Here is a 25,297-nt window from a genome sequence, read left to right on the forward strand (position 1 = left end):
CCTATGGTGATTCTTCGCCGTTATCCCCTCTGGATAGGCCTTTTTCTTTTATGGATGCTCTTGGCGATCCTTAGCGTCGCTTTTGGGGTTTGCGGTCTAATTGCGTTGCTTTGGGGAGTTTCAGCCCGAATAGCTGCCGGGAAAGACAACCTCCATAAAGGAGCTTTGAGGATTGAAGAAAATCTAAAAAACGGTTTTGAACAAAAAGAGGCGCCGGGAAGCTCAAATTTAAATTTTATCATTGCCAGTTCTCTTTCTTCCTTTAGCGGAGTAGAAGGGGGGCTGTGGAATATGGAAAAAGGCTATATCGCTTATAGTTATCCTACCTATGAAGGGCCGTTAAAAATGGACGTGCCTTCAGCAGAAAAAAATCGAATTATTCGTTTATCTCAGCAATCTCTAAAAGAAAAAAGACCTCTTTTTGGTCGGTTTGATGGCACAAGAGAAAGCCTCCTTCTTTATGTTAAACCCTTGAATTTGAAGGATAATGATACCGTTATCTGGACTATGACCCGTGTTCCGATTCGGCTGGTTTCCGATTATGAGAAATTAATTTTCTTTTTGTCTTCAATTTTGATTTTTTCTCTTCTTCTCGGTATTTTTGGATTACGCATACTCCAATCTTGGTCAAGAGAAATTTCGCGGCTCGAAAATATTATAGCAACTACCCCCCCTGATCAGATTCCCTCTCTTCCTTTAACAGGTTATCGGGAATTGGATAAACTTGTTGAGACATTGGTTGGAGCAAGAAAAAGCCTTATTGATGAAAAAAATAGAAAAGAAGAGCTCTTGAAAAAAATTTCAAAAAATGAACGCATCGTCACTTTGGGGAAGGTAGCGGCCACGCTTACCCATGAATTACGCAACCCTTTGGCGACCATCCAACTTGAAGTTGAAAATGCTTTGCAGTCCAAGGATAAAGGAAATAAAGAGCCGCTAGAATGCGTTCAAGAACAAGTAGAGCGGATGAAAAAACTCTTGGATAGTATCGTCCTCTTGTGCCATGCCGGAGAAATAACTCCGCAAGAGAACGATCTTTATCCTTGGCTTAAGTCGACGGTTAAGCCCTATGAAGCCGCTGCTTTTAAACATGGAGTCGATTTGAGAGTCGTTCCCTGGAAGGGGAGTTGGTGTTTTGACCCCCAGGGCATGTCGAGGGTTTTAGGCAATCTTTTACAAAATGCCCTTGAACATACCCCAAAAGGGGGATGGATCGAGGTGAAAGTGGAAAAAAAAGACGATAAACTGTGTATCTCTGTAGAGGATTCCGGGAAGGGAATCGAGGATGAGATTCGTGAAGAAGTCTTTGAACCTTTTTTCACCAAAAAAAGTCATGGTTTTGGGCTGGGATTATCTATTGTCAAAGAGATTGTCGAATCGCATAATGCTTGCATAGAATGCAAAGCGGGAAGGGAAGGAGGAGCTCGATTTGAGATTGAACTACCATGGCGAATATCCTGATCGTTGACGATGATTACGCATTCCGTCTTGCGTTTTCCAAAACCGTTCGTTCCTTGGGTCACACCGTTTCAGGAACTTCAGAGGTTCCAAAAGCCCTAGAATTGGCGCAGCAAACCGATCTTATTTTCCTGGACTTAAAACTTAAAGGGGAGGATGGTCTTAGCCTTCTTGAAGAAATGCGCAAGTTAGATAAAAAGCCTCCCGTCATCATCCTTACAGCCTTTCCCAATAGTTTTAATACGATAGAAGCGATAAAAAAGGGGGCTTTTGATCATCTGACTAAACCCATCAAAAAACGGGAAATCCAGGATGTTATCGAACGAGCTTTGAGCAGTACATCTTCTCTATTTTCTTTAAAAGTTCAATCCAAAGGACAGGAGGAGCTCATAGGTGAGAGTGCAGCCATGCGAAGAGTTCAAAAATTTATTGGATTTGCCGCTTGCTGTGACTTCCCCGTGCTGATATCCGGGCAGACGGGAACAGGAAAAGAACTTGTTGCCCGTGCTATTCATCGGCATAGCGCCAGGGGAAATGGACCTTTTGTTGAGGTCAATTGTGCCGCTTTTCCGGAAGCTCTTTTTGAAACTGAATTCTTTGGCCATACTAAAGGCTCTTTTACGGGAGCATTTAAAGATCGAAAGGGAAAGTTCATGGAAGCCACCGGGGGTACTCTTTTTTTGGATGAAATAGCCGAAATGCCTTTGACGATGCAGGCAAAACTTTTAAAGGCCCTTTCCGAAAATAAGATTCAGCCTGTGGGTTCAGAAACCGATTATCCTATCGATGTCCGAATCATCGCCGCCACCAATAAGAACCTTCTCGATCTTGTCATGGGTGGAAAGTTTAGGGACGATCTTTTTTATCGTATCCAGGTTTTACAAATTGAACTTCCTCCCTTGCGAGAAAGAAATTCCGATATTCTTTTACTTGCAGAATATTTTATCGAGAAATACTTTCCCGGCTCATCAAAAAAACTGACTTTAGCCGCCCAGAAAGCCCTTCTGGAGTATCCCTGGCCCGGGAATGTCAGGCAGCTTGAAAATGTTATTCGCCGTGCAGGTATAACTTCCCGGGGACAGTTGATCGATGTTGGAGACTTGGATATTAGCCTGCCCACGGACAAAGAGCCCGGATTAAACAAAGAAGATTTCTTGCAATGGGATTTTTTTTCTGCCATTGCCAAGCTTGAAAAAATGTTGATAGAAAAAGCCCTTAAAGAAAGCCAGGGAAACCGTACCGAAGCTGCTCGTTTATTGAATATCCATCGTAGCCTGCTTTATCTTAAAATGAAAGAGCATGGGATTGATCAGTAATTGAAGATAGACCTTGGTCCGTACATTATAAAGACAGTTTTTGATCTCTCTGTCTTTTTTTTAGTCAATCCTTCTTTTATTTTTCTTCATTTGGCCTATCCATTCCAGGTTTGCTCCTAGGACCTTTACTGGTCCGGTTCATGGCACAGGCTTTGCTCGACGAAAAGCCCATGAATAAATGGAAAGCTTATGCGCTGGATTTTCTTTAACCTCTTTTTTTTAGCAAAGCGGTTTTATGGGCTGGGCCCAAAGACAGAAATGAAGGTATTCTATTTTCCCTGGCTTTTGTTTGTATTGGTCCTGTTTTTAACGATGAGGGGTTTTGCGCTGACCATTGGAGAGGACGCAGGCACATTGATTGAAGAAACTCAAGCTGTATCCTTGGAAAAAAAGAACAAAGAAAAACTGAGTGGTTTTTTTGTTGCGGGATTCGTTGGTCCCCAGTGGATTCGTTCAGAAGGCGGCCACTTGGACCCTGGGAATAAACCCGTTTCCATCAATAATGATTTTAGTGTCATTTTTTCTCCGACCTTTGGCTACTATTGGTTTGATCCCAAGCGATTAGGCCATTTTAGTTTTACCCTGGAATTGACGTCCGCATACAATGGTTCGAGTATTTCACTCAACCAGGGATCTCGTATTCAAACCCTTTCTACAAATACAGGGCTCGTTTTCCTGTTCGGCACGGTAGGCTACCGGCTGACAAGGTGGGAGCCGATTGTAGGTATAGGGACTGGAATAGGAATTCTGGCTTTGCACGGGGAAGGAGTGCAGATTGTACAAACCGCACTTGCCGACATAGGTTTTCGTTACCACTGGAATGACAAGTGGTCCCTGCGCATCGAGTCTTTCATGGGTTGGCTTGGTCCATCAAAGCTAAACGTGGGAAATCAAGAAGTTCATTCTATACAATATTTTTCAAATAACTTTGTCGTGGGTATTGGTTATGCCTTGGGAAAATGATCTTTTAGATTAGAGATATATAAGAATTTATGCCTCCCTATCTTCCCCCTTTTGTGAACGGAAAAGATTCCTGGAATAGCTTTAGGATGAACTTCAAAGAGTAGAATTGAAAAAAGAAAATTAGCGGGGGCTGGATTTGAACCAGCGACCTTCAGGTTATGAGCCTGACGAGCTACCAGGCTGCTCCACCCCGCGATCTCTATAAAGAAGTAAAGCAAAGAAAACCAGAAAATCAAGGCTATTTTAGTGGCTCTTAGGAAATTTCCACCTCTTTGATTTTATTGAGAATATGGCTTTTTGAAGTTACTCCAATCTGTTTTCCTTTAACCTGGCCTCCTTTAAAGATTAATAGTGTAGGAATAGATTGGATGGAAAATTGATAAGCCAAATTAGGTTCTTGATCGACATTGACTTTTACAAACTTAACCTTGCCGTCAAGCTCCTTGGCTAATTCATCTAAGACAGGGCTAAGCATATGGCAGGGGCCACACCATTCAGCCCAAAAATCAACCACTACAACCTGTGGAGATTTTAAGACCTCGTTGTCGAAATCTTTGGATGTTACATTTTGTATCAATTGAGAAGCCATTCTTTTTCTCCTATTCCACTCGTTTATTTAAAATATATCATAGTAGACTAATACAAAATAGGTAGCTGTCAAAATACTTACAAGAGCGGTTAACCCTAAAAGGAGCCTATTAGAGCGCGGGGTTGGCTCTATTTTATCGTCCTCTTTTTGATCAGAAGCGCTTAAGGAAGAAGACCGGGATGAGGGTTGTTTTTTTTCTTTTTTTCTATCGAGACTGGACTGGCCTTTCTCTTGCGGGGGTCGACCGACCGATTCCTCCTGATTTTTAAGATCCCCTCCTGGAGGAGCAAAAGCTGAATTCATGGGTATTGCCGAGTCCTTATTTTTGCCTTGAGGAACAGGGGTAGGAGGGAAAGTAAAAGGGTTCTTGGGGATGCTCGAAGGATTGGTCTGCGATTGTAAGAAAGGAGGATTTTCTTCCTTTTGTTTAGGTTCAGGCTTCTGGAAGCTGAAGGCCAAGTTTGTTTTCTGAAAGGGCTGTTGAGAAAGGGGATTAAGAGGCAGATTTCCCACTTTGAATGATGATGGAGCTTGATTCTGATGTTGAGAACCATTCTTCCCTTCCTCAGGAACAACAGGAGAAGGTGATTGATGGGGAAGAGAAAAGCTTTGAGGATAAGATAAAGGGCTGTGGAGAGAGGATTTCGGAATAAAAGGGGTATGGATGTACATCAATGAACTTGAACTTGTCTGGATTGCTTCAGAAGAAAGATGCGAGGGATTTTTTGAAGTAAAAGGAGAAGGGGAATGAGGGATAGAGCCTGAATTCTGGGGAAAAGGTTGCCTTGATTTTAGCTCGTTCAAGTTGCCGGCTAATGGCTTACGAAAGGGAAAGTTTTGAGCCATAGCCTTAGAATGGCATTTCTGACAATCCAGGTCAAATGGAAAAATTTCCAGCTTTTATTTTGTTTCAGCTCCAGGAAGGGGTTTCAAAGGGTAGAAGAATAGCTAGGAGCTTCTTTTCTTTGCTCTTTTAGGTTTTCTAGAATGCTTTTGAACTCCTCAGCATTTAAAGTTTCTTTTTGTAACAGATACTTGGTCACTTCTTTAAGCTCGACATGATGATGGCGTAGGATGGATAAGGCTCTTTGGTAATTTTCCTCAAGGATTTTTTCAATTTCAAGATCTATTATTCGTGCCGTTTCATCGCTACATTCCTTTAAATAGGAAGTATCCAGTCCGCCAAGCAAGGGTTGAGGAGGAACATAGTGAGCTAAGCCGGATTTTTCTCCCATTCCGTATAAACAAACCATCTGTCGGGCGATGGTGGTAGCCACTTCCAGGTCATTTTCTGCACCCGTTGTAATATCTCCATAGATCAGTTCCTCGGCAGCCCTTCCTCCCATGGCTACACATATCCGATCTAATAGTTCGGACTTGCTCAGCAGGTATTTTTGGGCGGTAGGAAGCTGTAAAGTATATCCTAAAGCCGACTTTCCACGGGGAACGATACTGATTTTTCTTACAGGTTCAGCGTGTTCAGAATAGAAGGCCACAAGGGCATGCCCCACTTCGTGATAAGCCACTCGTTCCCTTTCTTTTTCAGATAAAACACGACTTTTCCTTTCGGGCCCCGCTATAACCTTTTCCATCGCTTCTAGAAGATCAACTTGTTCAATCCTTGAAGATTTTCTGCGTGCAGCCAAAAGGGCTGCTTCGTTTAGCAGGTTGGCTAGGTCGGCTCCTGAAAACCCCATGGTGGCTTGGGCAATTTCTTTAAAATCGATATTCTCAGACAAAGGTTTTCCTCGAGCATGAACTCTTAGGATAGCTTCTCGCCCATTGGCGTCTGGTAGATCGACGACAACTTGCCTATCAAATCGACCGGGACGAAGTAAGGCTCGATCAAGGATTTCTGGCCGATTCGTTGCCGCAAGCACGATAATTCCTTCGTTGGGGTCAAAACCGTCCATCTCCACCAGAAGCTGGTTTAATGTCTGTTCATGTTCATCGGAACCTACTTGAATCCTTACCCCCCGCTGCCTTCCAATCGCATCGAGCTCATCTATAAATACAATGCAGGGTGCTTTAGACTTGGCTTGTCCAAAAAGATCTCTCACCCGGGCAGCTCCAACCCCCACGAACATCTCCACAAATTCGCTACCGCTGATGGAGAAAAAAGGGACTTTGGCTTCTCCGGCAACCGCTTTAGCCAACAACGTCTTCCCTGTGCCTGGGGGTCCCACGAGTAACACTCCCTTGGGAATTTTTGCCCCTAGAGCCCTATAACGGGATGGATTTTTTAAGAAATCAACGACTTCTTGCAGTTCATACTTGGCTTCATCACAACCCGCCACATCGGCAAAAGTTACCCCGGTACTTTCATCGACGAGAAGCCTTGCCCTACTTTTGCCTATGTTGAGTAATGAATATCCAGCTCCACCTCCTCCCATAAATCTTGCCAGGGCAAACCAGACTAAAAAGAAAATGAGAATGGGAACGACCCAAGAAAAAAGGATTTGGGATAGCAAACTAGGCTTAACACTTCCATAAACGACCCCTGCAGATTGCAATCGTTTAACCAGATCGGGGTCATCGACCCTCACGGTTGAAAAGAGAGCGATTTTAGGAGGTTGTCCCTTTTCTTCGGGTTTGCTCACAAGCATCTTCCCATAAATTTCATCGGGAGTAATCTTACATTCTATGATCTCCTTTTGATTGATTTTATTAAGAAATTCACTATAGGGAATCGTGGAAACGGTGGCTTTATGTAGACTCTCTTGCCATATCCAAACAAGGAAAAGGGCAATGCCGACCTGGACCAAAAGCCTTAAATAAGGAAATGGAGGTTCATTATTTTTTTGTGGGGGTAAATTTTTTTTAGGGGGAGAAAGTTTCATTTTTAAGAGTGAATATAAGAAGCGGAACGAGAACTTTGTTTTTTATAAAATATAAAATTTTACGGGAAACTTATAAAGCAGTAATTTTCTAGACTTCAAGAAAGAAAATAATTTCTCTGTTTTTCTGAGATCGGCATTCCTAATTTTCCCATGGCGGTGAGTAGATCTTCCCAGACTTTTCTTTTATTTGTTAAGGAAGGGTTGTGAAGAAGGAAAGAAGGATGGTAGGTGGGTATAAGAGTCGCCCCATTAAAACTGAAGCACCGGCCTCTGACCTCGCTTATTTTTATTCCGACTTTCCCTGTAAGCCCTTCATAAGCTGTAGCTCCAAGGGCAACAATGACCTTAGGGTTAATTAATTTTAGCTGAGAAAGAAGATAGGGTAAACAGGTAGACATCTCTTCAGTTGTAGGCTTTCTATTCCCTTTTTGTCCTTTGGGTATATCCGGTCTGCATTTCAAGACGTTAGCGATGTAAACTTGTTCTCGGCTTAGCCCCATAGCTCTAATCATTTTCGTCAAGAGCTGGCCTGCTGGTCCAACAAAAGGTTCGCCTTGCAAGTCTTCTTCCGCGCCTGGAGCTTCCCCTACAAACATCAGCTCGGCATAAGGATTTCCCGTACCAAAAACGGTCTGGGTTCTAAAAGAAACCAGGTGAGGACAATTTCTACATGCCTCTACCTTCTCTTTTAATAGCGATAATTCCTTGGTTACTTTCCCCTTGGCTAGAACTAGCTGGCTTGAATTATCCTCTTTGGACAAAAAGTGTTTCCCGGTTTTGGCCTCTTTATTTTCCAAGGAAGCCTGTTTTCTTGCATCAAAAGAGGATAATCGCGGGAGAAAAAGAGAGGAATAACCTAAAAACCTGAGTATTTCAAGATACTTATAGAGAAAGAGCGTTCTCTTCCCATGAGAAATTTCTTCCATAAAAAAAATCCAGCGCTTCTTTAAAATCTTGGGGCAGGGGAGCCATAAATTCAATTTTTTTTCCACTCCGCGGATGTTCAATCTTGAGAGCATAAGCATGCAACAATAAAGGGAAGGGATATTTTCTGACGCCCTTTCCATAAAGGGGATCCCCGATTATTGGAAAACCGAGATGAGAGAGATGGACCCGGATTTGATGAGTTCTGCCTGAAACGGGTTCGCACTTAAGGAAAGAAGCTTGAGAAGAAGCAAAAAGCAGAGTAAAACGGGTTTCAGCGGTTTTCCCTTTTAGCCGGTGAACGGCCATTTTTTTTCTATCCGATGCATGCCTATGGATATTCGCTTCGAAGGAATAACGAAGATAAGGGAACCGGTTTTTACATAAGCAGAGATAAACTTTTTGAACGGTTCTTTGTGAAAATTGTAAAAGTAGAGACTTTAAGGACCGCTCGGTTTTAGCGATAACCATTACACCGGAAGTATCTTTGTCTAATCTATGGACAATCCCTGGACGTAAGAGGGAAGAACCGGGAAGAGATTCTCCATAATGGAAGAGAAGGCTGTTTACAAGTGTCCCGCTCCAATGTCCACAAGAGGGGTGGACGACCATGCCCCTTTGTTTGTTAACGATGAGGATTTCTTCATCTTCATAAAGGATTTCCAAGGCGATTTCTTCAGCCTTGGGCAAGGATGGAATCTCTTCGGTAAGCCCTCCACGGATCTCGATCTCTTCGATCCCTCGAATTCTATGCGAGGGTTCCAAAACCGCACCGTTTTTTAAACGGAGATCACCGCTTAAAATCTTTTTTTTAATCTTGTTTCTCGATACATTGAGGAGTGAGGAAAGAAACAGATCCAATCTCTGTCCTACTCCTTTTTCCATTTCAGTCTTGGGAATGGACAAACTGTCGGCCTCATCCATGAAGCTAGGCAAAAAAACATCGAAAAAGAACAGGGTTAAGATTCGGTAGATCTTTGCGCTTCCAATTCCATGACATCCAGATCACCATCATCTCCGATCGCTTCCACAGGACAACCTTCTTTTGCTTCCCTGCATTGTTCTTCTTCTTCTGGAGTCTCGGGTTGTTTGTAAACGAAAGAGTGCCCCCCGTCGTCATTTCTTTTGAAATTCGCAGGAGCTGTCTCTCTGCAGAGATCGCAGTCTATGCACTGCGAATCCACGTAATATTTTCCAAAGACATTGTCTGGATACTTATTAATTCTATCAGCCATCTTAACCTCAATTTTATTCTCTACTTTCTATTTGTATTTAGTAGATAATTCTTTTCTTTGCAAACAAAAACCTTTTCCAGTTTCAAAAATTAATTAAATAAATGCAACGAATATGCAATCAGAAAAACAAAATGGCGGTAAGTTTACTTGTTGATTTTTAATATAACTGGGTAGGACAAGAAAGAAAAAAGTAATTTTTTTTAGAAAAGGATTCAATAAAATGGTTATCTTTGTGACGGGAACCGACACAGGAGTAGGGAAAACAACCTTCAGTACCGCACTGGTAAGGTTCTGGAGATCAAAGGGATATAATGCGATTGGTTTAAAACCTATTTCTACCGGGCAAAGAGAAGATGCCCTAAGACTTTGGGAAGCTTCAGCTAAAACCATTGCCCTGGATGCGATCAATCCTTTTCATTTTTCGCAGCCTTTGGCACCCGCTATCGCTTCATGGCTTGAAGGCAAAGAGATAAAACTTGAAGAAATTAAAAAAGCGATTTCTTCCGCTATTGATTCCTACAGCCATGTGGTCATTGAAGGAATCGGGGGGTGGTTGACTCCCCTTTCGAGAAAATGGCTTCTTAAAGATCTTGTCCAGGTATTGCACTGTCCGGTATTGTTAATTGCCCATACTCGGCTGGGATTTCTGAATCATTCCTTTCTTAGCATAGAAAGCATATTAAAGGCGGGAGTCACCCTGAAAGGAATCATATTAAATCGCTACCCTGGACTAGAGATCGATCCAATGGCTGTAGAACTTTTAAAAGAACGTTATGATCTGCCTATAGCTTTTATGGACAACCTGGATAAAACCCCATTTAATTACCCTCAATGGCTGGATGAGACCTCTTGAGAATAACCGAAATACTTTTTTTCTTGGATAATTTCGATCGCCCGTACCGGGACGAATTCCTTCCACTTGGGATTACCTTTTTTTATATATTCAGCGACTTCTTTTGGCGAAAAAGACTTGGGGGGGGGCCGCAAGGGATGAAGAGGAACGACTTGATTCGTTTCTAAAAGATAATTGTAAATATGCTTAATCGGTCCTTTGATCTGGAGATTGTCTGCCGTGATCAGTTGATTCGTCTGTACGTCAAAAGTAGGATAAACGTAAAGCTTAATTTTCTTTTTAAAAAGTCTTCCCATCGCTTCTAATATTCCTCCTTCGACATAGGAATAATATTTTTCATTAAAAAGTTCTTCCAACAGGGGAATACCCAGAACCAAACCGATCAGGTTTTTTGTAAAGCGGTTTAAATAAGTAGAAATCTCATAAAATTCAGCGTAATTGGATATCAACACGTGTTGTTTTAAAGCACAGAGTAGATCTATTCTCTGAATGAAATTTTCCTTATCGATTGTCCCGACATCACTTAAAAGGTTGCGTGTGGTAATTTCCATAAGCTCTATTTTGGGTACTTCAGCAATTTCGGGTTCTTGCAAAAACTTGGCCCTGGCTACTTCCATCATTTCCATGTTGAGATTGGTCACCGGTTCAAATCTGCCCCTTTCGATCAAAATGGCTTTCTTATAAAGAAGATCCGAAGGTTGGGCCGTTTTGCCTGCTGGAGTAAAAAGGATGACTTGACTCAGTCCTGAAACGATGAGCTGTAAATTGAGCAACCTTAAGTCAAAACCGTTAAAAAGCGGTCCTGTAGCATCAATTAAATCCACTTCTATTTTCCCGGGAGCGATATTATCCATGAGCGACTCAATGAGAAGGGCTGGATCCTGGTTATAGTAGAAGGCTGCGTAGATTAAATTAACTCCGAGAATTCCCAGGGTTTCTTGTTGTTGTAACCGATCTTGTTCTAAAAATCGAACATGAATAATGATATCGTTACATTTCGCCATGGGTTCGTTTTGAAATCGTACCCCCAGCCAACCGTGACAATCTATACGCTGCTGGTAGCCTTGAATAGTCACCGTATCGGCAAAGACAAAAAAATGGGTGCTTTTGCCTCTTTTAACCTGTAATCTATCTATTAAGAGGTCGTATTCATGGTCCAACATTTTCAATAATCTTTCCTGACAAACGTATCGTTCGGTTGGACCATAAATAGCATCGCTAACCGTCATATCATAAGCGGAAATGCTTTTGGCAACGGTTCCCGCCGCCCCTCCAACTTTAAAAAACCACCGGACGACTTCCTGCCCTCCACCGATTTCTGCAAAGGTACCATATTTTTGAGAATCGAGATTTATCTGTAGAGCCTTATGATGGGTGGTCGGATTTGATTTGTCCATGGTTAACCATAATTTACTTAGGCAAAGTAAAATTCAAAAATTATTGCTAATATTAGCTTTTAATTGTCTTTCAGGGTATAAAATCGATAATTTTTAACCTACGACTCACTATGAACCTCGAAGAAAAAAAAAGAGAGTATTTTGGTACCCCTTTAAGTTTCGAAGAATTAGATCCCAATCCCCTCCAACAATTTGCCAAATGGTATGAAGCCGCCCTGCAAGCAGAACCTTTAGAACCCAATGCTGTGGCTCTTGCTACTTCTAATCTTCGTGGGGAAAGCCGGGTCCGCTATGTCCTTCTTAAGGGGATTGATGAAAGGGGGTTTCTTTTTTTTACCAACTATTCGAGTATTAAAGGAAAACACCTTGAAGAAAATCCCAAGGCCTCTTTTGCTTGTTATTGGCCGACCCTGTACAGGCAGGTCTGTGTAAGCGGCCGCTGCGAAAAATCAAGCCCTGAAACATCCTTTTATTATTTTCAATCTCGACCCTTTTTGAGTCGGGTTGCCGCCTATACTTCACCTCAAAGTCAGCCTGTGCCCAAGGAAAGAGCCTACCTTGAAAATCTCTTTAATCAGAATCGACTGCTGTTTGAATCCGGGGATGTCCCTATGCCCGAAAACTGGGGGGGATATTGGTTGATCCCCGATACTATAGAATTTTGGCAAGGAAGAGAAAATCGCTTCCATGACCGGTTTGTTTATTTTAAAGAGGCCGGTGGCCAATGGAAAATTGAACGGCTGGCTCCTTAACAGGATAAAAGAAATTTGATTTTATGATTGACAAAAATTTTCCCGTTAAGTTCTTCTATTATAAACAATTCTTGGGTATTCATTAGAAGATTATTAATATTAAACAATTAAGATACAATCATTATGAAAAAGAACTTCTATAAAGTGCTTGCAGCCGGCATGTTTTCTCTTTGTTTAAATTCTTCTCTCTTTTCTCAAGATGTAATGAAAGATGGGAAAAAGTTTTATGATATGAATTGTGCGGCTTGCCATCAGCCGACGGGAACGGGTGTCCCCGGAGTATATCCTCCTTTATCCGGGGTGAAAATTGTGAATGGAGGTTCTAAAAGGGTTGTGGCGATCATTCTTAATGGTCTTCAAGGGCCTTGTAAAGTGGACGGCACCCAATATAATGGAGTGATGCAACCCTGGAAGGCGATACTGTCGGATGACCGGATAGCCGCCGTAGCGACCTATATAAGACAATCATGGGGCAACAAGGGCACGCCGGTAACCGTCGAACAGGTTAAGGCGGCAAGGGAAGAGTATAAATCGAGAACCGCTCCCTTAAGCGAAGCGGATCTCAATGCTATTCCCGACGAGGATATTAAGCCTTAAGACCGGGTAGAACTTGAGTGATTAATTACTAAGCAAAAAAGGAGACAAAGCTCTTTGCGGGTTATTTACCCTTTTTGGGAAATCTTTTTTTGATTTTTGAAAAAAGCTCCGGGTTGTGGATTCCCATGTCCCAAAGGAGAGTTTTCTTCTTCGTTTTCGAGGAATACCTGGTTTAGAAAAAATATTGAAATCATCAATCAATGAACTTTCCTTTGCATTGAGAAAAGTTATTCTCTATACCAAGCATACCATTCCACTCTAAATTTTTCGTCGAGCTTCCAAACTTTTTCAAAGCTCCACCTTACCTTTCCATTTTTTATCCTATAGCCCCTTGGATGAATCAAAAAGAAGCTATCGCAGAGCCACCACCAGAATAGGGACGAATCTATCTTTCCGATTCCCGGTATCGATTGGGCTATAGCTGAAAGATCAAAGGTAAACGAAATCTCCTCGTAGGGAGCAGACCCCGAACCGGCAACTCCTACATTGTCGATGTATTCGAAAGAATCTTTTTTGCCGGGATGGGATGGAACCAAAAACTCCCCTTGCAATACGACCTGGACGCGCTTGTTTCTAGGCCATGGGATGTCCGCAGCCCAAAAAAAGGAGCAGGGATATTTTGTTTTGACATAACTCCAATCCCATTCACTTACAGGTTTGCGGATAATTGGGACATTCTGCCCATCAACCCAGCACTTCATCCATAGGGCTGGGTAGCGAGGGTCTTCTTCAAACAGCGGTCCGCCTCGCTCCAGATGCTCATAGTTTTGGGTTTGCACTTCATAACAGCGGCTAAAGAGCACATGGGTTTGCCGACTCCCCGGTTTCTCTTGGGGGGAATAAAGAACAGGTTGGGCATAATCATCAAGGCGCACTTTATGGAAGGAACTTTCTATAGGTTGAGTCAGAGGTTGAAAACAGGAATAGAAAAATAAAAAAAGGGAAGAAAAATCATACTTTCCCCGGAACCTCATGAATAGTTTAGGGCTTTTTTTTCAGTTCTTTTTTAACTTTGGATTTTGTTTGAACGGATTTCAATTTTTTATCTGATTTTTTCATCTTCTTCTTTGCCTCTCCGTGAACGCTCTTTGACCTAGAAGATTGGAGCCTAAGGCTGGAATGATAAGCCGCCGGATTGAGCTTGGCTCTAAACATACCCTTACCGAGGGATTCTTTAGGGACTGAAAGTTTTGTCGGTTCTTTTCCATGAAAAGAAAAGAAATCCTGGGGTCGTTTTTCTTCCTTTCTCACGACGAACATCTTATCCTTGGCCAGGAGTTGATACCCATTGGCCTTTGTTGCCGTTTTGGCCATTATAATTGGATCTGTCGCATAAAAAACGGCGCTTACCTTTCCTGCCACGGATTTATGGGGGATGTAATTGACTTTTGCCCTTTGAGCCATGGCCAAAAGAAAATCATTAAGAGGCATTTCGAATATCACATAAGGTTTATCCTCTTCTAATAAAGAGCCGTTCGGTAAGGATTCCCTTTGAGTGATCTCATTTTTTTTAAACTCGATACCTATATCCCAATCTGAAGGAAAAAGAGAGTTTTCAGGAGGAGTTTGGCCTAGGCACAATCCAAGGAAGCAAGGAAAACTCAAAAAGAAAAAAAACTTTTTTTTCATTTACCGGTTTGAAGTTTTCTCTTCCCCCGTTCCCAAGGGTTTGTTTATCTGGATTTCTCCGTAAAGCCCACTTTCCTCCACTAACACCCTTGGCCAAGGAATCCTCACTTCGGTTCCTGTTTGATCTTGGAGAATGAGGCCGTTACATTCAATGGCCAAGACTTTGATCTTTTCTAATTGGTTGGGAGTTCTTAACAGAAATACATCTCCTGGATGAAAAACCCTGTTTGCGATAATGACTTCTTTGCCTTCCCAGTATCCATGGATAGGGAGAGAGGAAGCCAAATCCGGAAGAAAGTTCTTTGTAGCTTCTGCCGATGATCCGGTCAAAAAAGTTCCCTGCACGGGCAATCCAAAGGCGTCAATACCGTTTGCAGGCAGGGGGACGGGTTTTTGAACCGGCAAAGTTTCTCTTTTACTTGAGATCGCTTCAGGAGGAAGGTTGTCTTCCTGGGCAAGGCATTGTGGAATTTCCCTGTTTTTCAAATCCTTTGTCTGTTGAAAGTTGAAGCTCCACGATGGCTCCTCCGCCATTTTGAGGAGAAAAAGGAGACAACCGGCCAGACATACCAGGATGATGCGAGGATGAGATAGGAAAAAACGAAACAGGATTTTATCCCCTCTTTTAAGGTCGTCCCGATTTTCTTGAGAATCATTTTTGGAGAGAAGGGCGGGGAGACAAAAGTTGGATTTTTTCATCGTCTTTTTCCTTTGGTGTTGAAGATGTTGGGGAAGAAGGTAAAACTTGTTCATGGCCGTTTCGTTTAAAGACCATTTCACAGAAAAGAGCTCCAGTCCGCCTATCTACGGCAGGAGCGGTTAACGCAATCGACTGAAAACCAAAATCGGGCATTTCCTCTGCAAAGAACTCCAGGAAATCGACGATTGCCGCCGACCTGGCTTCTGCCTTTAATCCAATACCAAGTGGGGTTTGAAAAATACTAAGCAGCCTAAAATCGCATCTCCGCCTTTGAAAACGGCTAAGAACGTCGATGAGAAGGATTTCTGTACTTTTTTGTTTTCGTGACTCATAGACTACCTTTAATGCACGGATTGATTCAAGTCGTGGAGAGAGTTGCTGGACGTATCGCTTGGAGTCGGCATACTCCTTTTCCATTATGAGTCTTTCGTTCAGGATGGACTTGGCATGATCGATGAACTTTCCGGAAAAAATCCAGGTTCCCACAAGCACCAAACCAAAAAATACTCCATGGAGAATCCTTTTTTTCATTGCAGATCCTCTTTGAGTGGAGAACAACTGATCACAGCCTGAAGCGGGCTTTCTTTTTCTTTAGGCAAACTGATGTCGGCGTATTCGAATTTTAATTTTTTTCCCGTGCTTTTTTCGAAGGCCAGGGAAGCAAAAGCGCAATAAAAGCCCAATGTTTCTATACCGGCCGGCTCTTCGGCAATAACTCTTAGGGTACAGCTCGCCCTAGGATTGTTTTCCGGGAATTCAATGTTTAACTGTTCGATTTGAAGACCCGGTACGGAAGAAAAACAGAGAGCGGCGATAAAGTTTTGAGGATGGATTTTATTGAGGATAACCTTCTGGTAATGATCATTCCATCGAATCAGTTCTTTTATCTGTTTTGTTTCCCTCCTCATTTTTTCGATCTCCTTAAAATCCCTGTTCCAAGGATAATGTTGTAAAATGACAAGGAGCTGAAGGAGACGAAAAAAGAGGGCCGGGACTAAGAGAAAAAGAAATATCTTGAAACTCAATGGATCCATCCCACTTGGACAAATCTTGGCTTCGTCTCCGGCCTTGTTTATCCTGTTATTGGGATAAAAGGAGTGCATGAAAACCGAGGATAACTGGGAGAGGTAGTTCCGTATAGGAGGGAGAGAATTTTCTTTAGACTTCATAATCTTTTTTTACTTCTCATGTAAGTCGATCGGCTCTTCAGCCGCTCAACGGTTTTTGGGTACATAAAGACTACTTAACGTAAGCCAATATTTTCCTTCGGAATAAAAGACCACTCCCGTAGCGGGAACAAAGGGCGATTGGGGATTGATCCTTAGGCCGTCTACGGTATATCTTGGGGGCAAGGCTTGAGGAAATGCCCGTTGGGCCCTGAATTCTGTTCCGATCGGTAAAAGTTTTTTGTTTGCATAAACGAGGGGGGTGGAGAGCACAAAGCCTTCTTTTGAAGGCATGACTCGAAGTTGGGAGGCAGAAATAAGATAATCGATCTTTTGGCATTCAAGGTTTACTGGAAAACGGGAAGGAAAAGAAGAATGAAGGGAACAGCCGGCTAAGAAGAAAAAAGAGAGAAAAAAGCCGCTCCTTATTTTTCCTGAATCCATGTTTCCCATCAATTTATTATTAGGAAAGGACGCAAAAAAAACGCGGTGAGCTAATAGTAAAAGCAGGGAGGCATTGGTGAATAAAAGCTTGCCGTCTTCTCAAAGAGAAAAGGATAAGAACCCCCCCTTGCTTATTGAAAGATGGTTGATCAGTAGTTTTGAAATGGCTTTTCTTTTTAGCCTTTGTGCAAAAATCTTCAACAGGTGGCTCCTCTTGATCATTTTCCCGGTAATCTATTTTTTTTGGTGTGTCTTTTGGGAATGGAAAACGCAAAGTCGGCCCTTTCACCGGGTCATGGGATTGAAGATCGGCCGTGAAAAATTAAATCTCCGGTGCGTCCTGTGGAGAGGAATATTACGGATTGTTTTTCCTTTTGTTTGCTTGGGGCTTTTCAGGGTAAGCCTCTTAGATTGGTTAAGCCGATGCCGCTGGGAAAAAGTCGATTCTGAAAATAGAGCCTCTTGGGGCAATTATTCCTTTAGGATGTATAAAAAGATCAATGGTTTTCTTCTCCGCTGGATCGCCTCACGAAAAGAATTTGATCGATGATCTTGACTTCTTGGATCTTATTTTCTTTCATCTTTTCCAGCTCTTCACTGGTCAGCCTATATAAATCGGATACTTGATGAAGCCGGCTTTCCGATCGCATTTTTTGAATGTCTTTAAGGAGCTGGTTCCTTGTTTTTTCCAATTCTGAACATTGGAGTTGGAGTTTTTCGATTGCTTGGACCGCCTGGTTGTTTTCTTCCGCAAGGGTTAAAAGCTTGCTTTGAGTAGTCCTAAGTTCGTGTTGGAGACTTTTCAAGTAATCTTCGATGATTTTCGATTCTTTATACCATGGGCACCATTTTTCAATGTTTTGCGGATTCAAAGAAAAAAAAGACTCTTTGGGAATGACGTAGACCTTTTTTTGTAGGTTTCTGACTGAACGAACGGAGGTCGCGGGAATGGATAAAAATCCCGGATCATTTTTCAAGACGATCAACACTTCCTCATAAGGGCTCTCGTCCTCTTTTCTTTCCTCTTTTTGGGGTGGCGGAGGAGAAAAGAAAAGCCCGAGGTAAAGAACGTAGAGTAAAAGAGAAGAATTAGACAAAATAAAACTAAAAGTTTCCAGGTAATAAGCGTAGGGAAGATGGGGAAAAAAATGACCAAATTGACTCAGCCATAAAACGATCGTGACCCACAAAAAAGCATAAAGAGATTTCCTTTTTTTATTCAGGGCCAAAAGGCTATGAAGCCAGAGGGGCAGAAATATAAAGCCATGCAGGATGTTCCTGGGAAAGGCGAAAGTTTGTGAACTCTTTTGGTGAACTTTAAAAAAATACAGAAGAAGCCCGTAAACAAGGAGAGAATAAAGAGGGTCCATCTTGATTTTTTATTGAATTTTTTCTTTAAAAAAGCTTTTATATGCTCTTTCCCAGCTAAAATAGGCTTTAAAACGCCAAGAATTCATCAGGGACAATATTGAAGAAAGTGTAAATAATGCATGAGAGGAAAAATCGGACAGTTTCTCTTTGATGGAATGATGACGTTACTTGCCGCGATCGCCATAGATCGGTTTTGTCCCGAACCCCTTAGAGGGTGGTGCAGAAACGGATGGCAGATCATTGGAAATGCCATGGAGGAAGTCGTTCATTGGATTGGTCGGTTATTTCATTGACCGGGCGGATCGCTGGCCTTTTGCCCGCCTTTATTTATCCCTATGAGAATTCTTCTTAGAGAAAGAGACTTGCGGCATTGAAAGGCTTCTGCGCCCAAAAAATACCGATCGATTTTTACCTCCCATACCGGGTAAGGGTATTTTAACATCAAAACAGCCTTAAAATCCCTTGGCGCTTTCTCTATAATTTGAATCCATTCTTTTTTAAGCTCTTCGTCATCGGAAGGTAAAAAAAAGCCTTTTTGAGCGGGAATAACTTCATGAAGAGGATCTCCATCGCTGTTTATTGAAGAGTCTAGGCTTACAACGGTAGGATTTTGTATCGCATCGTCACCGCAAGAGGAAAAATCCTGGCTTTGGCGGGAATTCTTTTTCTTTTGATAAGAGCTTATCTGGACGGTTTTAGACCTCAAGGCTTCGGTAGCCACTTCGTTTTTGATCCAATATTGGGCGTAAGGAGGGAAGGGAGTGGACAAAGAAGGATTGTATTTTTCAAGAGCCTTGTAAAATCCAATAATTCCATCGCTCAATACCGCTTCTTTTATATTGGGATTGTTTGTCTTGACCACTCTTTTGATTAATTCTACTCCCTTAACGATCAAAGGTTCGCTGAGCTTAGCAAGGATCGCTCTTTTCTTTTTCCACGCGGCCAGTTCTTTGCCCTCTTTTTTTTCAGCCTCTTCCCTTAGGCTATTCCACCACAAGATATTCAAGTGGAGTTTATCCAAGGCTAACAAAACTTTTCCAACGTTATCCTCCTTTTTAGAACGAATTAAAGAAACCAGTAAAATGACTTCCTTGGCGCTGATCCTTTTTTGTTTTGAAGGTTCATGAAGTTGAATGATCCTATCGACAAGGCTCTTTTTTATCGTTGGAATTTTTAGCAAAGAAAGTTTTTCTTCATGAAGGGCTTCCTGGAACTTTTTTATCGATTCGTTCCACCAATCTATTTCGCTTTTTTCTTGAAGGCTATTTTTCATGTCCATGTTGCTTGTCCTTGTTAAGTGCTTGAAAAGAAAGACCTTTGGAAGGAGAAAAGGAAGCCCAACTGAATTCTTTTATGGAGGGGACTTTTCGAGATAGTTCTTCTATCTTTTCTTTCTCTATTGTTTCTATATTTTTTATTTCCGCTTCAATCGCAGTAATCTTTTCTTTTAGGAAAAGCTCCTGCATTACTTTTTTTAATCGGTAATCGAAGACTAAGCCTTTTGATGTATAATTGCCTGTTCGAGATTCTAGAAAATCCTTTAAAGACCAATAAAACAAAGCAAAAGCCTTGGCATAAGGATCCCGGATTTCTTTGTGGGATACCGCTGTAAAGTAGTTTTCAAAAAAATTCTGCATTCCCGCCGCAATCTCGCCACAGAATTGATCCAGCCCACGAAAGAAGTTTTGGGTGGCAAACGAAAATTGCTCTTTTTTTCTTTTTGGACTGATGATCTTGAAAAAAAAGTCGCTTACGGGAATGGGTTTTACTGGCTGAATGTATTCGAGAAGGATTTCTCCTTTCCAATTAGCGATAATCCTGCCCCGAGAGTCGGTTTTAACTCTATAGAAAGCTTTTGTAGTCCATGGGTTATCTTTATTCAAAAAGCCAGGGCGGGAGGAAAAAGACAAGATATTGAAGCTATCTAGTTTTTTTTCGTACTTTGCATAGTAAAGCTCGGAAAGGGATTGGAAAAGAGCACCGAGCTGCTTTCTTTGATGAGCATTAAAAGAGGCCTTTAGTTCCTTTGAAAATCCTTTTATCCAGTCCAGTTTTTCCTTGTCTAAGAAAAGCTTTTCTTGGAGATTGTCTTCAGACTGAACCCCTTGTAATGGGGCATTGCGATTCTGACCAGGGGAAAGAAAAACCAGGTTTTTTTCCCACTTTTCGTTCGTGCATACATCGGCAAGCATTGAAGCCAGGAGGGCTTTTTGTTGCAACTCCAAAAGGCCGTCAATCCTTGCCTTGTTTTTTAAAGCTTGGTAGCATTTGTCACCCAAAGACCTATTTTTCCGAACGAGTTGTTGAAGCTTTACAATCTCTTCGTAATTAAGGGAACGTAAGGGAAGCCAAAAATACTTTTCTATATCATTGCCCGTGATGAGTTCGCTCTCTTTTTTGCCCAAAAGGGCAAATCCATTAAGTTCAATCATAAGCTTGCAGGGAGGAGTTCCTTATCTTTGCTTTTCTTTCAAAATTTTTGTTGGCAAAGCAATCTTTCGAGTTTCTTCAGCGAGCAGATGAGTTTTAAATGACGACCGGGAGCCGTAAGGAGAGCTGAGAGAATTTTCAAGCTGTTTTAAAAACCAACGATCCGCTTGAAATAAAGGCAGGCTTTCCTGGACAGCCTTCAATAAAATAAAATCGAGCTTTACTGGTCTCACTACCTATTTAATAGGTCGAGATGAAAAAAAGGATAGGTTTTGTTCCTCCCTCGGCTAAAGGGGCTACAGCCACCCACCTGCCCCTGCCTGAAGATTACATTGTTACCGATTCGGCGGCCGTTCGAGTCATAGAATGTGCCGTTGATGCGATGGGCGAAGGGATAGCCCTTTCCGCGGTCTTGCTGGATGGACCGCCGGGAGTCGGCAAAACGTTTTTGGCTAAATCGGTAGCTAAAGCCATTGGAGCCAAGTTACTGCTCTTTCAATTTTTCCCGGGTTGTGGGAAAGAAGAGCTTCTTCGAGATAAGACAATCGATGGGGCTCTTGTAGCGGGAATTATTCCCTTAGCCATCGCCTCTTCCTTGGAAAAGAAAACGGTCCTTATTCTCAATGAGCTGGACAAGGCCGAGGTAGCCGTCGATAGCTTCCTGCTCGATTTCATTAATGAAGCCCAAGTTTTTATTCCCCAATTGGGTGGAGAGTTGAAAGCCGATAATTCAAATCTGTTGATCGTCATCACCAAAAACGACCAGAGAGATGCAACTGAAGCCTTGCTGAGAAGATGCCGTGTGGTTTACATGAATTGGCCTTCAATCGAAACAGAAACAAGATTCATCATGAACTATAATCCATGGGCGACAAAAAAACTCTGCGAGATCTTTATCGAAGCGGCTAACCAATTGCGCAGGCATCCCGGGGTAAAGAAAAAACCTTCGACTCCAGAAATCGTTCGACTCGTAGGCGATTGTTGGCACATTCGAAACCAGGGAATGACTCTTTTAGAATGGAGCCAATTCATCATTACCGGCCTTGTTCCTTTGCCTCAAGACAGGAAGTATCTTGATCAAAACCCAATGGCCATAGCCGCAGAAGTCAGGAGCGAGTTGGATGATATTCATAATGCAAAGATTCTCTCTACAGGAATAGAACTCTCTTTCCCAGCACCCTAAAGGAGAAGCTTCTTTAAAGCAGTTATTCAAAAAGCAAAAATATGGGGAAAAGCAACACGCACCGTTTTCTCTCCGAATAAAGAGAGTTAAATTTTATACTCCGGTTTTTTGAAACCGGTGGAAAAATTTTTTGTGCGCCAACAAACGCATCGCCTCTAACAAAAGAGCATTATTCGGCGTGGAATGTCTCTAAAACCTCCAGGATTAAAAAGAGGTAATCCTTTGGGCTCGATCAAAGCTTAGCAGAATGACTTATGGATTTCGCTCCCCTTTTTCTAGCATGATTTCTAGAACTCCATTGCTGATGGACTTTGTTGCGATAGGGGGATTTGGCTTTGTATTTGGTTTAAATAATGGGATGCGGCCTGTCCGGCTTCTAATGCCGCTTTTTCTCTCATCATGTCAACAATGTGAAGCCTTTCGAGCAGTGATTGATAACGGGTCTGCCTATAATTTTCTATGTTATTTTTTAACCTTTCCAAGTATTGTTGTTGATTTCTTATTTGATTCGTAACCATGACTTCCATCTGGGAGATTTGGGGTATAGCCAAGAGATAATTTTGCTGGCACTGTTCCCTCAAGGTTTTAAGGTCGGCCTGAAGCTGGTTTAATTGCTTAATAACATTTTGGGTATCTTGGTAGAGCTGTACATCAAGCCTTTCTATGGCGACGTTCTGCTCTATCCGCAGGGTGTTAGCCTGTATCAGGAGCATATAAGATTGATAGGATTGGGGGCTTATCCCTGTAACTAGAGTTCCTGAGCCCCAACCGGGATTAGAAAGTTGGACAGGGATAATTTCAATTTGATGATCTCCTTCATTTTCTGCTTCAACGGAACAAACCCTCCCTCCTTTTAGGGATCGTTCCTCGTCCTTTAGGGATGAAAGCAGGGAGGAATAGGGGAAAACATTCTTGTCCGATCCTGGCCGGGCTATAGGAATAAGAGGTTCAGCCGGCTTGGCCGCCAAGGAAACATGCAGGATATCTTGGAGGTGCTTTTTTGCAAACGAATACAAGAAATTGGGTTGCTTCCTTTGGTTGGACCTGATCAAATAATCTTCTACGGCTCCAAAAGCCCCGGCCGTATAAATATCGGAAAGATTGGGGCTCAAGCCATAAATGTTTGAGGAATGGACCCCGTTAAGGGGACTATAAAGACCACCCGTTAAGGAAGTTGAATTTATCCAAAACAGGAGCTGCTGTAGAGCACTTCCAGACCACATGATAGACTGGTAGGTGGGATCCATCGAATTGGAGGGCCTAATTAAGGCATTGGATCCAAGGACCATGGCCTGTCCCAAAATAGAGGGAAGTAAAGATCCCAAGGGGATCTGCAAATTGGGATTACTGGATTGAGAAGAAAAGTTTTGGGCTCCAAAAATTCCCCAACTGATAGGACCGGCCAGGTTGGCAAGCCCCCCGATGTTACCCAACAGGGGATTGGATCCTAAGTAGAAAGGAAATAAATTCATCGCCATGTATCCTAAACCTCCGGCTAGCGGCCCTAAGTTTGAAGCCCCACCCATAAATTGGTTAGCCAGTGAGCTTCCAACAGCTAACTGTTGAGGGGAAAGGGAGGTCAACATAAAAGGAGGGAACGAATCTAAACCGATGGGCAGGCCGGACAAGCCCATGATGTTTCCGACGTACCCGATGCCCTGCCCAGTAAAACTGTTGCCATCGAACCTGAGACCGTAAGGCAGTTGGGTGAGCATGCTGCTCATGGATTGAGCTTGGCTCAATGGAGAGGAGCCGAGAGTGGAATTATCGTAGGGACTTTGAGGAACATGGACCTGGGAAACGGCATTTTCGTAACTGGCGATGGAGCCAAGAGAAGCGATCTGTTGGCTCATCTGTTTTGTTCCGGAAATCATCTGGTCGATGTGTTGAATGTGCTCATCGTTATCGCGAACGATATCTTGGATGTCCTGAAGCCGTCCCACGATGTAGTTCATGGCTTCAGCTGCACTGCCCGAAAAGCCGGTGACGTCTACGGGCCATCCTCCTCCGGAAGTCACCGGGGGAGCTTGGGGAGCTTGAGGAAAGGTTTGGGTAGGAGGAATTTCACTCAGGCTTCCCGGAAGTAACCCGTTGAGAAAAAAGAGGATAAAAAACAACACCCTGCTTTTTAAATGATCTTTTTTATTCATAATTTTCATAGGGAACAAAAACCTTTTCTCTTCTTGTAGCTTGTTGCAACCTATGCCGCCGATTTACGAAACCTTTGGGTAATCTCTCAAAGGAAACGAACCGAAATTTTCTTTTTTCCCAAAGAGAATAAAGAGCGTTGCAGCTTTCTTTTAATTTTTTACAACATTCTAACAACTCCTCTTTCATAGGATGATGACAGCGTTGGATAAAATCCAGTGAATGGATTCCCACCCCCTTTTGATCGATAGGCATGGAGAGAATGACCGAGCCTGGCTTCTTTGGGTTATCGATAATAAACCACTCTTCCCAAGCCTCCGGGGCTTCATCATACATCTGGGCCCACAGGGGATATTCTCCTTCCAAAAGGCTGAGGAAAAAGCTTCTTTCCACGATAATAGCGGGGAAAACCGGTTCGTTGTCCCTATTTTTGGGGATCTCTTTACCTAATCTTTGAAAAAAATAGGCTTCGAAAAGCAAAGCTTTCAAGGAAAGAGAAGATGACCGGTCTTCGGAGTAATCTGGAAAAGGGGTTCCTAAGTCTTCGGGATAAACGATCTTGGATAAATCGCTTTCTTCTTTTTCTTCGGGTTCATGGGCAATCCTAGAGTTGTTCATTTTGTATGTCCTCCAAATTCTCTGATCCCCCTTTCGAGCATTGTGGAAAAATCCTGTAAAAGGAAATCCAAGTAACCTCCCAGCTGGTCCAAGCTTTTAGTGGCTATAAAGAAAAGTCCATGGGTTAGAAAATAAACGACATCCGAAGTCGTTTTCCCCCTCAAGGAAAGAAAGGAAAGGAAAAGGGGAAAGGAAACATAGCCGAAGAGAAGGGAAGAAGAAGCTTTTGCATTCATAATCACACGGTGGGGCGAAGCCTGCGAATAAAAGAATTTTTTTCTTACATCCCTTTTTTTGCTCTTATAAAATCGGTAAATCGCTGTTTTAATTCTGCTTGGAATTCACCTTCCTTGACCATTGTCCATATTCTTTTAGGTGTGCCGATGTAGCGGGAATAAAAGTGGGATAAACCAAGAAAAAGAAAGGAAAAGAGGGCGACTTCAATAAGAAAAACGATCAGGTCGGCCTCTTTGCGAGAATGAACAAAAAGATAAAAAAGGGCGATAGGAAAAGCCTCGAGAAGCTCGAAAAAGTCGAGTTTATCGGTTGAAAAAAGAAGGTGATCACCTCTAACGGTAAGCACTCCACAGATTAAACAAAGCATAAGCAGTCCGATGATGTGAAGATTATTGTTGTGTACGGGCGGTTGGGGATTGGTTACATGATCGAGCATAACTCTCCTTC

At 42.5% G+C, this 25,297-nt stretch carries 30 protein-coding genes and 1 tRNA gene; 9 read left to right on the forward strand and 22 right to left on the reverse strand.

Going from position 1 to position 25,297, the window contains the following annotated elements:
- The first annotated feature begins 3 nt into the window (after nucleotides 1–3).
- The 3 genes from MINF_RS05055 to MINF_RS05065 all read left to right on the forward strand — a co-directional run bounded on the left by MINF_RS05055 (nucleotide 4) and on the right by MINF_RS05065 (nucleotide 3,737).
- Entirely contained in the window at nucleotides 4–1,461 is a 1,458-nt protein-coding gene (locus tag MINF_RS05055; RefSeq protein ID WP_012463473.1) for a sensor histidine kinase, read from the forward strand.
- Complete coding sequence (locus MINF_RS05060) at nucleotides 1,446–2,774, forward strand: sigma-54-dependent transcriptional regulator (protein WP_012463474.1); 1,329 nt, start codon at nucleotides 1,446–1,448, stop codon at nucleotides 2,772–2,774. Before MINF_RS05055 ends, MINF_RS05060 begins: the two co-directional genes overlap by 16 nt.
- A 189-nt stretch (nucleotides 2,775–2,963) precedes the next feature.
- Nucleotides 2,964–3,737, forward strand: coding sequence for a hypothetical protein (locus MINF_RS05065; RefSeq protein WP_012463477.1), 774 nt, complete (start codon nucleotides 2,964–2,966; stop codon nucleotides 3,735–3,737).
- A gap of 121 nt (nucleotides 3,738–3,858) precedes the next feature.
- Here MINF_RS05065 and MINF_RS05070 read toward each other — a convergent pair.
- The 7 genes from MINF_RS05070 to MINF_RS05100 all read right to left on the reverse strand — a co-directional run bounded on the left by MINF_RS05070 (nucleotide 3,859) and on the right by MINF_RS05100 (nucleotide 9,325).
- Nucleotides 3,859–3,932, reverse strand: a tRNA-Met gene (locus MINF_RS05070).
- 58 nt (nucleotides 3,933–3,990) lie between these two features.
- Entirely contained in the window at nucleotides 3,991–4,326 is a 336-nt protein-coding gene (gene trxA / locus MINF_RS05075) for a thioredoxin (RefSeq protein WP_012463478.1), read from the reverse strand.
- 27 nt (nucleotides 4,327–4,353) lie between these two features.
- A complete protein-coding gene (locus MINF_RS05080) occupies nucleotides 4,354–5,172 on the reverse strand; it encodes a hypothetical protein (protein WP_012463479.1) in 819 nt (272 codons plus the stop codon).
- A gap of 83 nt (nucleotides 5,173–5,255) precedes the next feature.
- Nucleotides 5,256–7,166, reverse strand: coding sequence for an ATP-dependent zinc metalloprotease FtsH (ftsH, locus tag MINF_RS05085; RefSeq protein WP_012463481.1), 1,911 nt, complete (start codon nucleotides 7,164–7,166; stop codon nucleotides 5,256–5,258).
- Between the two features lie 95 nt (nucleotides 7,167–7,261).
- Nucleotides 7,262–8,092 (reverse strand): uracil-DNA glycosylase, encoded by an 831-nt coding sequence (locus tag MINF_RS05090; RefSeq protein ID WP_012463482.1) that lies wholly within the window; start codon nucleotides 8,090–8,092, stop codon nucleotides 7,262–7,264.
- Nucleotides 8,049–9,014, reverse strand: a complete 966-nt coding sequence (locus tag MINF_RS05095; protein WP_238523564.1) for an RluA family pseudouridine synthase — start codon at nucleotides 9,012–9,014, stop codon at nucleotides 8,049–8,051. Before MINF_RS05095 ends, MINF_RS05090 begins: the two co-directional genes overlap by 44 nt.
- Before the next feature lie 35 nt (nucleotides 9,015–9,049).
- A complete protein-coding gene (locus MINF_RS05100; protein WP_012463484.1) occupies nucleotides 9,050–9,325 on the reverse strand; it encodes a ferredoxin in 276 nt (91 codons plus the stop codon).
- A gap of 220 nt (nucleotides 9,326–9,545) precedes the next feature.
- Between MINF_RS05100 and bioD the strand changes: the two genes are divergently transcribed.
- Nucleotides 9,546–10,178, forward strand: coding sequence for a dethiobiotin synthase (gene bioD / locus MINF_RS05105; RefSeq protein WP_048810168.1), 633 nt, complete (start codon nucleotides 9,546–9,548; stop codon nucleotides 10,176–10,178).
- Here the strand turns inward: bioD and MINF_RS05110 are convergent.
- Entirely contained in the window at nucleotides 10,154–11,575 is a 1,422-nt protein-coding gene (locus MINF_RS05110; protein ID WP_012463486.1) for a hypothetical protein, read from the reverse strand. The two genes, bioD and MINF_RS05110, sit on opposite strands and share 25 nt — an antisense overlap.
- 110 nt (nucleotides 11,576–11,685) lie before the next feature.
- On the opposite strand from MINF_RS05110, the gene pdxH reads away from it, so the two are divergent.
- On the forward strand, nucleotides 11,686–12,327 hold the full coding sequence (gene pdxH, locus MINF_RS05115) for a pyridoxamine 5'-phosphate oxidase (protein ID WP_012463487.1): 642 nt from the start codon (nucleotides 11,686–11,688) through the stop codon (nucleotides 12,325–12,327).
- A 123-nt stretch (nucleotides 12,328–12,450) separates the two neighbouring features.
- Entirely contained in the window at nucleotides 12,451–12,924 is a 474-nt protein-coding gene (locus MINF_RS05120) for a c-type cytochrome (protein WP_012463488.1), read from the forward strand.
- A gap of 227 nt (nucleotides 12,925–13,151) precedes the next feature.
- On the opposite strand, the gene MINF_RS05125 is transcribed toward MINF_RS05120, so the two are convergent.
- From MINF_RS05125 to MINF_RS05150, 6 genes are all read right to left on the reverse strand, one after another.
- Nucleotides 13,152–13,898 (reverse strand): hypothetical protein, encoded by a 747-nt coding sequence (locus MINF_RS05125; RefSeq protein ID WP_012463490.1) that lies wholly within the window; start codon nucleotides 13,896–13,898, stop codon nucleotides 13,152–13,154.
- A 7-nt stretch (nucleotides 13,899–13,905) separates the two neighbouring features.
- A complete protein-coding gene (locus MINF_RS05130) occupies nucleotides 13,906–14,355 on the reverse strand; it encodes a hypothetical protein (RefSeq protein ID WP_187146978.1) in 450 nt (149 codons plus the stop codon).
- 198 nt (nucleotides 14,356–14,553) lie between these two features.
- Nucleotides 14,554–15,252, reverse strand: a complete 699-nt coding sequence (locus MINF_RS05135) for a hypothetical protein (RefSeq protein ID WP_012463492.1) — start codon at nucleotides 15,250–15,252, stop codon at nucleotides 14,554–14,556.
- Entirely contained in the window at nucleotides 15,206–15,784 is a 579-nt protein-coding gene (locus MINF_RS05140; protein WP_048810169.1) for a hypothetical protein, read from the reverse strand. The genes MINF_RS05135 and MINF_RS05140 overlap by 47 nt, the downstream gene beginning before the upstream one ends.
- The gene (locus MINF_RS05145) at nucleotides 15,781–16,422 is read right to left on the reverse strand and encodes a hypothetical protein (protein WP_012463494.1); all 642 of its coding nucleotides are present in this window, start codon (nucleotides 16,420–16,422) and stop codon (nucleotides 15,781–15,783) included. Before MINF_RS05145 ends, MINF_RS05140 begins: the two co-directional genes overlap by 4 nt.
- A gap of 45 nt (nucleotides 16,423–16,467) precedes the next feature.
- Nucleotides 16,468–16,872 carry a hypothetical protein gene (locus MINF_RS05150; RefSeq protein WP_048810170.1) on the reverse strand — a complete coding sequence of 135 codons (405 nt, stop codon included), beginning with the start codon at nucleotides 16,870–16,872 and terminating at the stop codon, nucleotides 16,468–16,470.
- Nucleotides 16,873–16,939: 67 nt separating this feature from the next.
- On the opposite strand from MINF_RS05150, the gene MINF_RS05155 reads away from it, so the two are divergent.
- On the forward strand, nucleotides 16,940–17,413 hold the full coding sequence (locus tag MINF_RS05155) for a hypothetical protein (protein ID WP_148205148.1): 474 nt from the start codon (nucleotides 16,940–16,942) through the stop codon (nucleotides 17,411–17,413).
- On the opposite strand, the gene MINF_RS05160 is transcribed toward MINF_RS05155, so the two are convergent.
- Entirely contained in the window at nucleotides 17,361–18,233 is an 873-nt protein-coding gene (locus MINF_RS05160) for a hypothetical protein (RefSeq protein WP_079200425.1), read from the reverse strand. The genes MINF_RS05155 and MINF_RS05160 overlap by 53 nt on opposite strands.
- 120 nt (nucleotides 18,234–18,353) lie before the next feature.
- Here MINF_RS05160 and MINF_RS11430 point away from each other — a divergent pair, with 120 nt between their 5' ends.
- The gene (locus tag MINF_RS11430) at nucleotides 18,354–18,527 is read left to right on the forward strand and encodes a hypothetical protein (RefSeq protein WP_012463499.1); all 174 of its coding nucleotides are present in this window, start codon (nucleotides 18,354–18,356) and stop codon (nucleotides 18,525–18,527) included.
- Here the strand turns inward: MINF_RS11430 and MINF_RS05165 are convergent.
- The 3 genes from MINF_RS05165 to MINF_RS11435 are packed head-to-tail and all read right to left on the reverse strand — an operon-like array spanning nucleotide 18,521 to nucleotide 20,897.
- Nucleotides 18,521–19,513: a sigma factor gene (locus MINF_RS05165; protein WP_012463500.1), complete on the reverse strand. Its 993-nt coding sequence runs from the start codon at nucleotides 19,511–19,513 to the stop codon at nucleotides 18,521–18,523. The two genes, MINF_RS11430 and MINF_RS05165, sit on opposite strands and share 7 nt — an antisense overlap.
- Entirely contained in the window at nucleotides 19,497–20,666 is a 1,170-nt protein-coding gene (locus MINF_RS05170; RefSeq protein ID WP_012463501.1) for a hypothetical protein, read from the reverse strand. Before MINF_RS05170 ends, MINF_RS05165 begins: the two co-directional genes overlap by 17 nt.
- Nucleotides 20,667–20,687: 21 nt before the next feature.
- A complete protein-coding gene (locus tag MINF_RS11435; protein WP_012463502.1) occupies nucleotides 20,688–20,897 on the reverse strand; it encodes a hypothetical protein in 210 nt (69 codons plus the stop codon).
- Between the two features lie 20 nt (nucleotides 20,898–20,917).
- Here MINF_RS11435 and MINF_RS05180 point away from each other — a divergent pair, with 20 nt between their 5' ends.
- Nucleotides 20,918–21,847 carry an AAA family ATPase gene (locus MINF_RS05180; RefSeq protein WP_012463503.1) on the forward strand — a complete coding sequence of 310 codons (930 nt, stop codon included), beginning with the start codon at nucleotides 20,918–20,920 and terminating at the stop codon, nucleotides 21,845–21,847.
- Nucleotides 21,848–22,134: 287 nt separating this feature from the next.
- Here the strand turns inward: MINF_RS05180 and MINF_RS05185 are convergent, their stop codons facing one another.
- Genes MINF_RS05185 through MINF_RS05200 form a run of 4 tightly spaced genes read right to left on the reverse strand, consistent with a single transcriptional unit; the run spans nucleotide 22,135 to nucleotide 25,286 of the window.
- Nucleotides 22,135–23,997 carry a hypothetical protein gene (locus MINF_RS05185; protein ID WP_148205149.1) on the reverse strand — a complete coding sequence of 621 codons (1,863 nt, stop codon included), beginning with the start codon at nucleotides 23,995–23,997 and terminating at the stop codon, nucleotides 22,135–22,137.
- Nucleotides 23,990–24,613: a hypothetical protein gene (locus tag MINF_RS05190; RefSeq protein WP_012463505.1), complete on the reverse strand. Its 624-nt coding sequence runs from the start codon at nucleotides 24,611–24,613 to the stop codon at nucleotides 23,990–23,992. The genes MINF_RS05185 and MINF_RS05190 overlap by 8 nt, the downstream gene beginning before the upstream one ends.
- On the reverse strand, nucleotides 24,610–24,849 hold the full coding sequence (locus MINF_RS05195; protein ID WP_048810472.1) for a hypothetical protein: 240 nt from the start codon (nucleotides 24,847–24,849) through the stop codon (nucleotides 24,610–24,612). The genes MINF_RS05190 and MINF_RS05195 overlap by 4 nt, the downstream gene beginning before the upstream one ends.
- Before the next feature lie 44 nt (nucleotides 24,850–24,893).
- Nucleotides 24,894–25,286 (reverse strand): hypothetical protein, encoded by a 393-nt coding sequence (locus MINF_RS05200; RefSeq protein WP_012463507.1) that lies wholly within the window; start codon nucleotides 25,284–25,286, stop codon nucleotides 24,894–24,896.
- Between the last annotated feature and the right edge of the window lie 11 nt (nucleotides 25,287–25,297).

The sequence above is a fragment of the Methylacidiphilum infernorum V4 genome, from assembly GCF_000019665.1.
Taxonomy (GTDB): Bacteria; Verrucomicrobiota; Verrucomicrobiia; order Methylacidiphilales; family Methylacidiphilaceae; genus Methylacidiphilum; species Methylacidiphilum infernorum.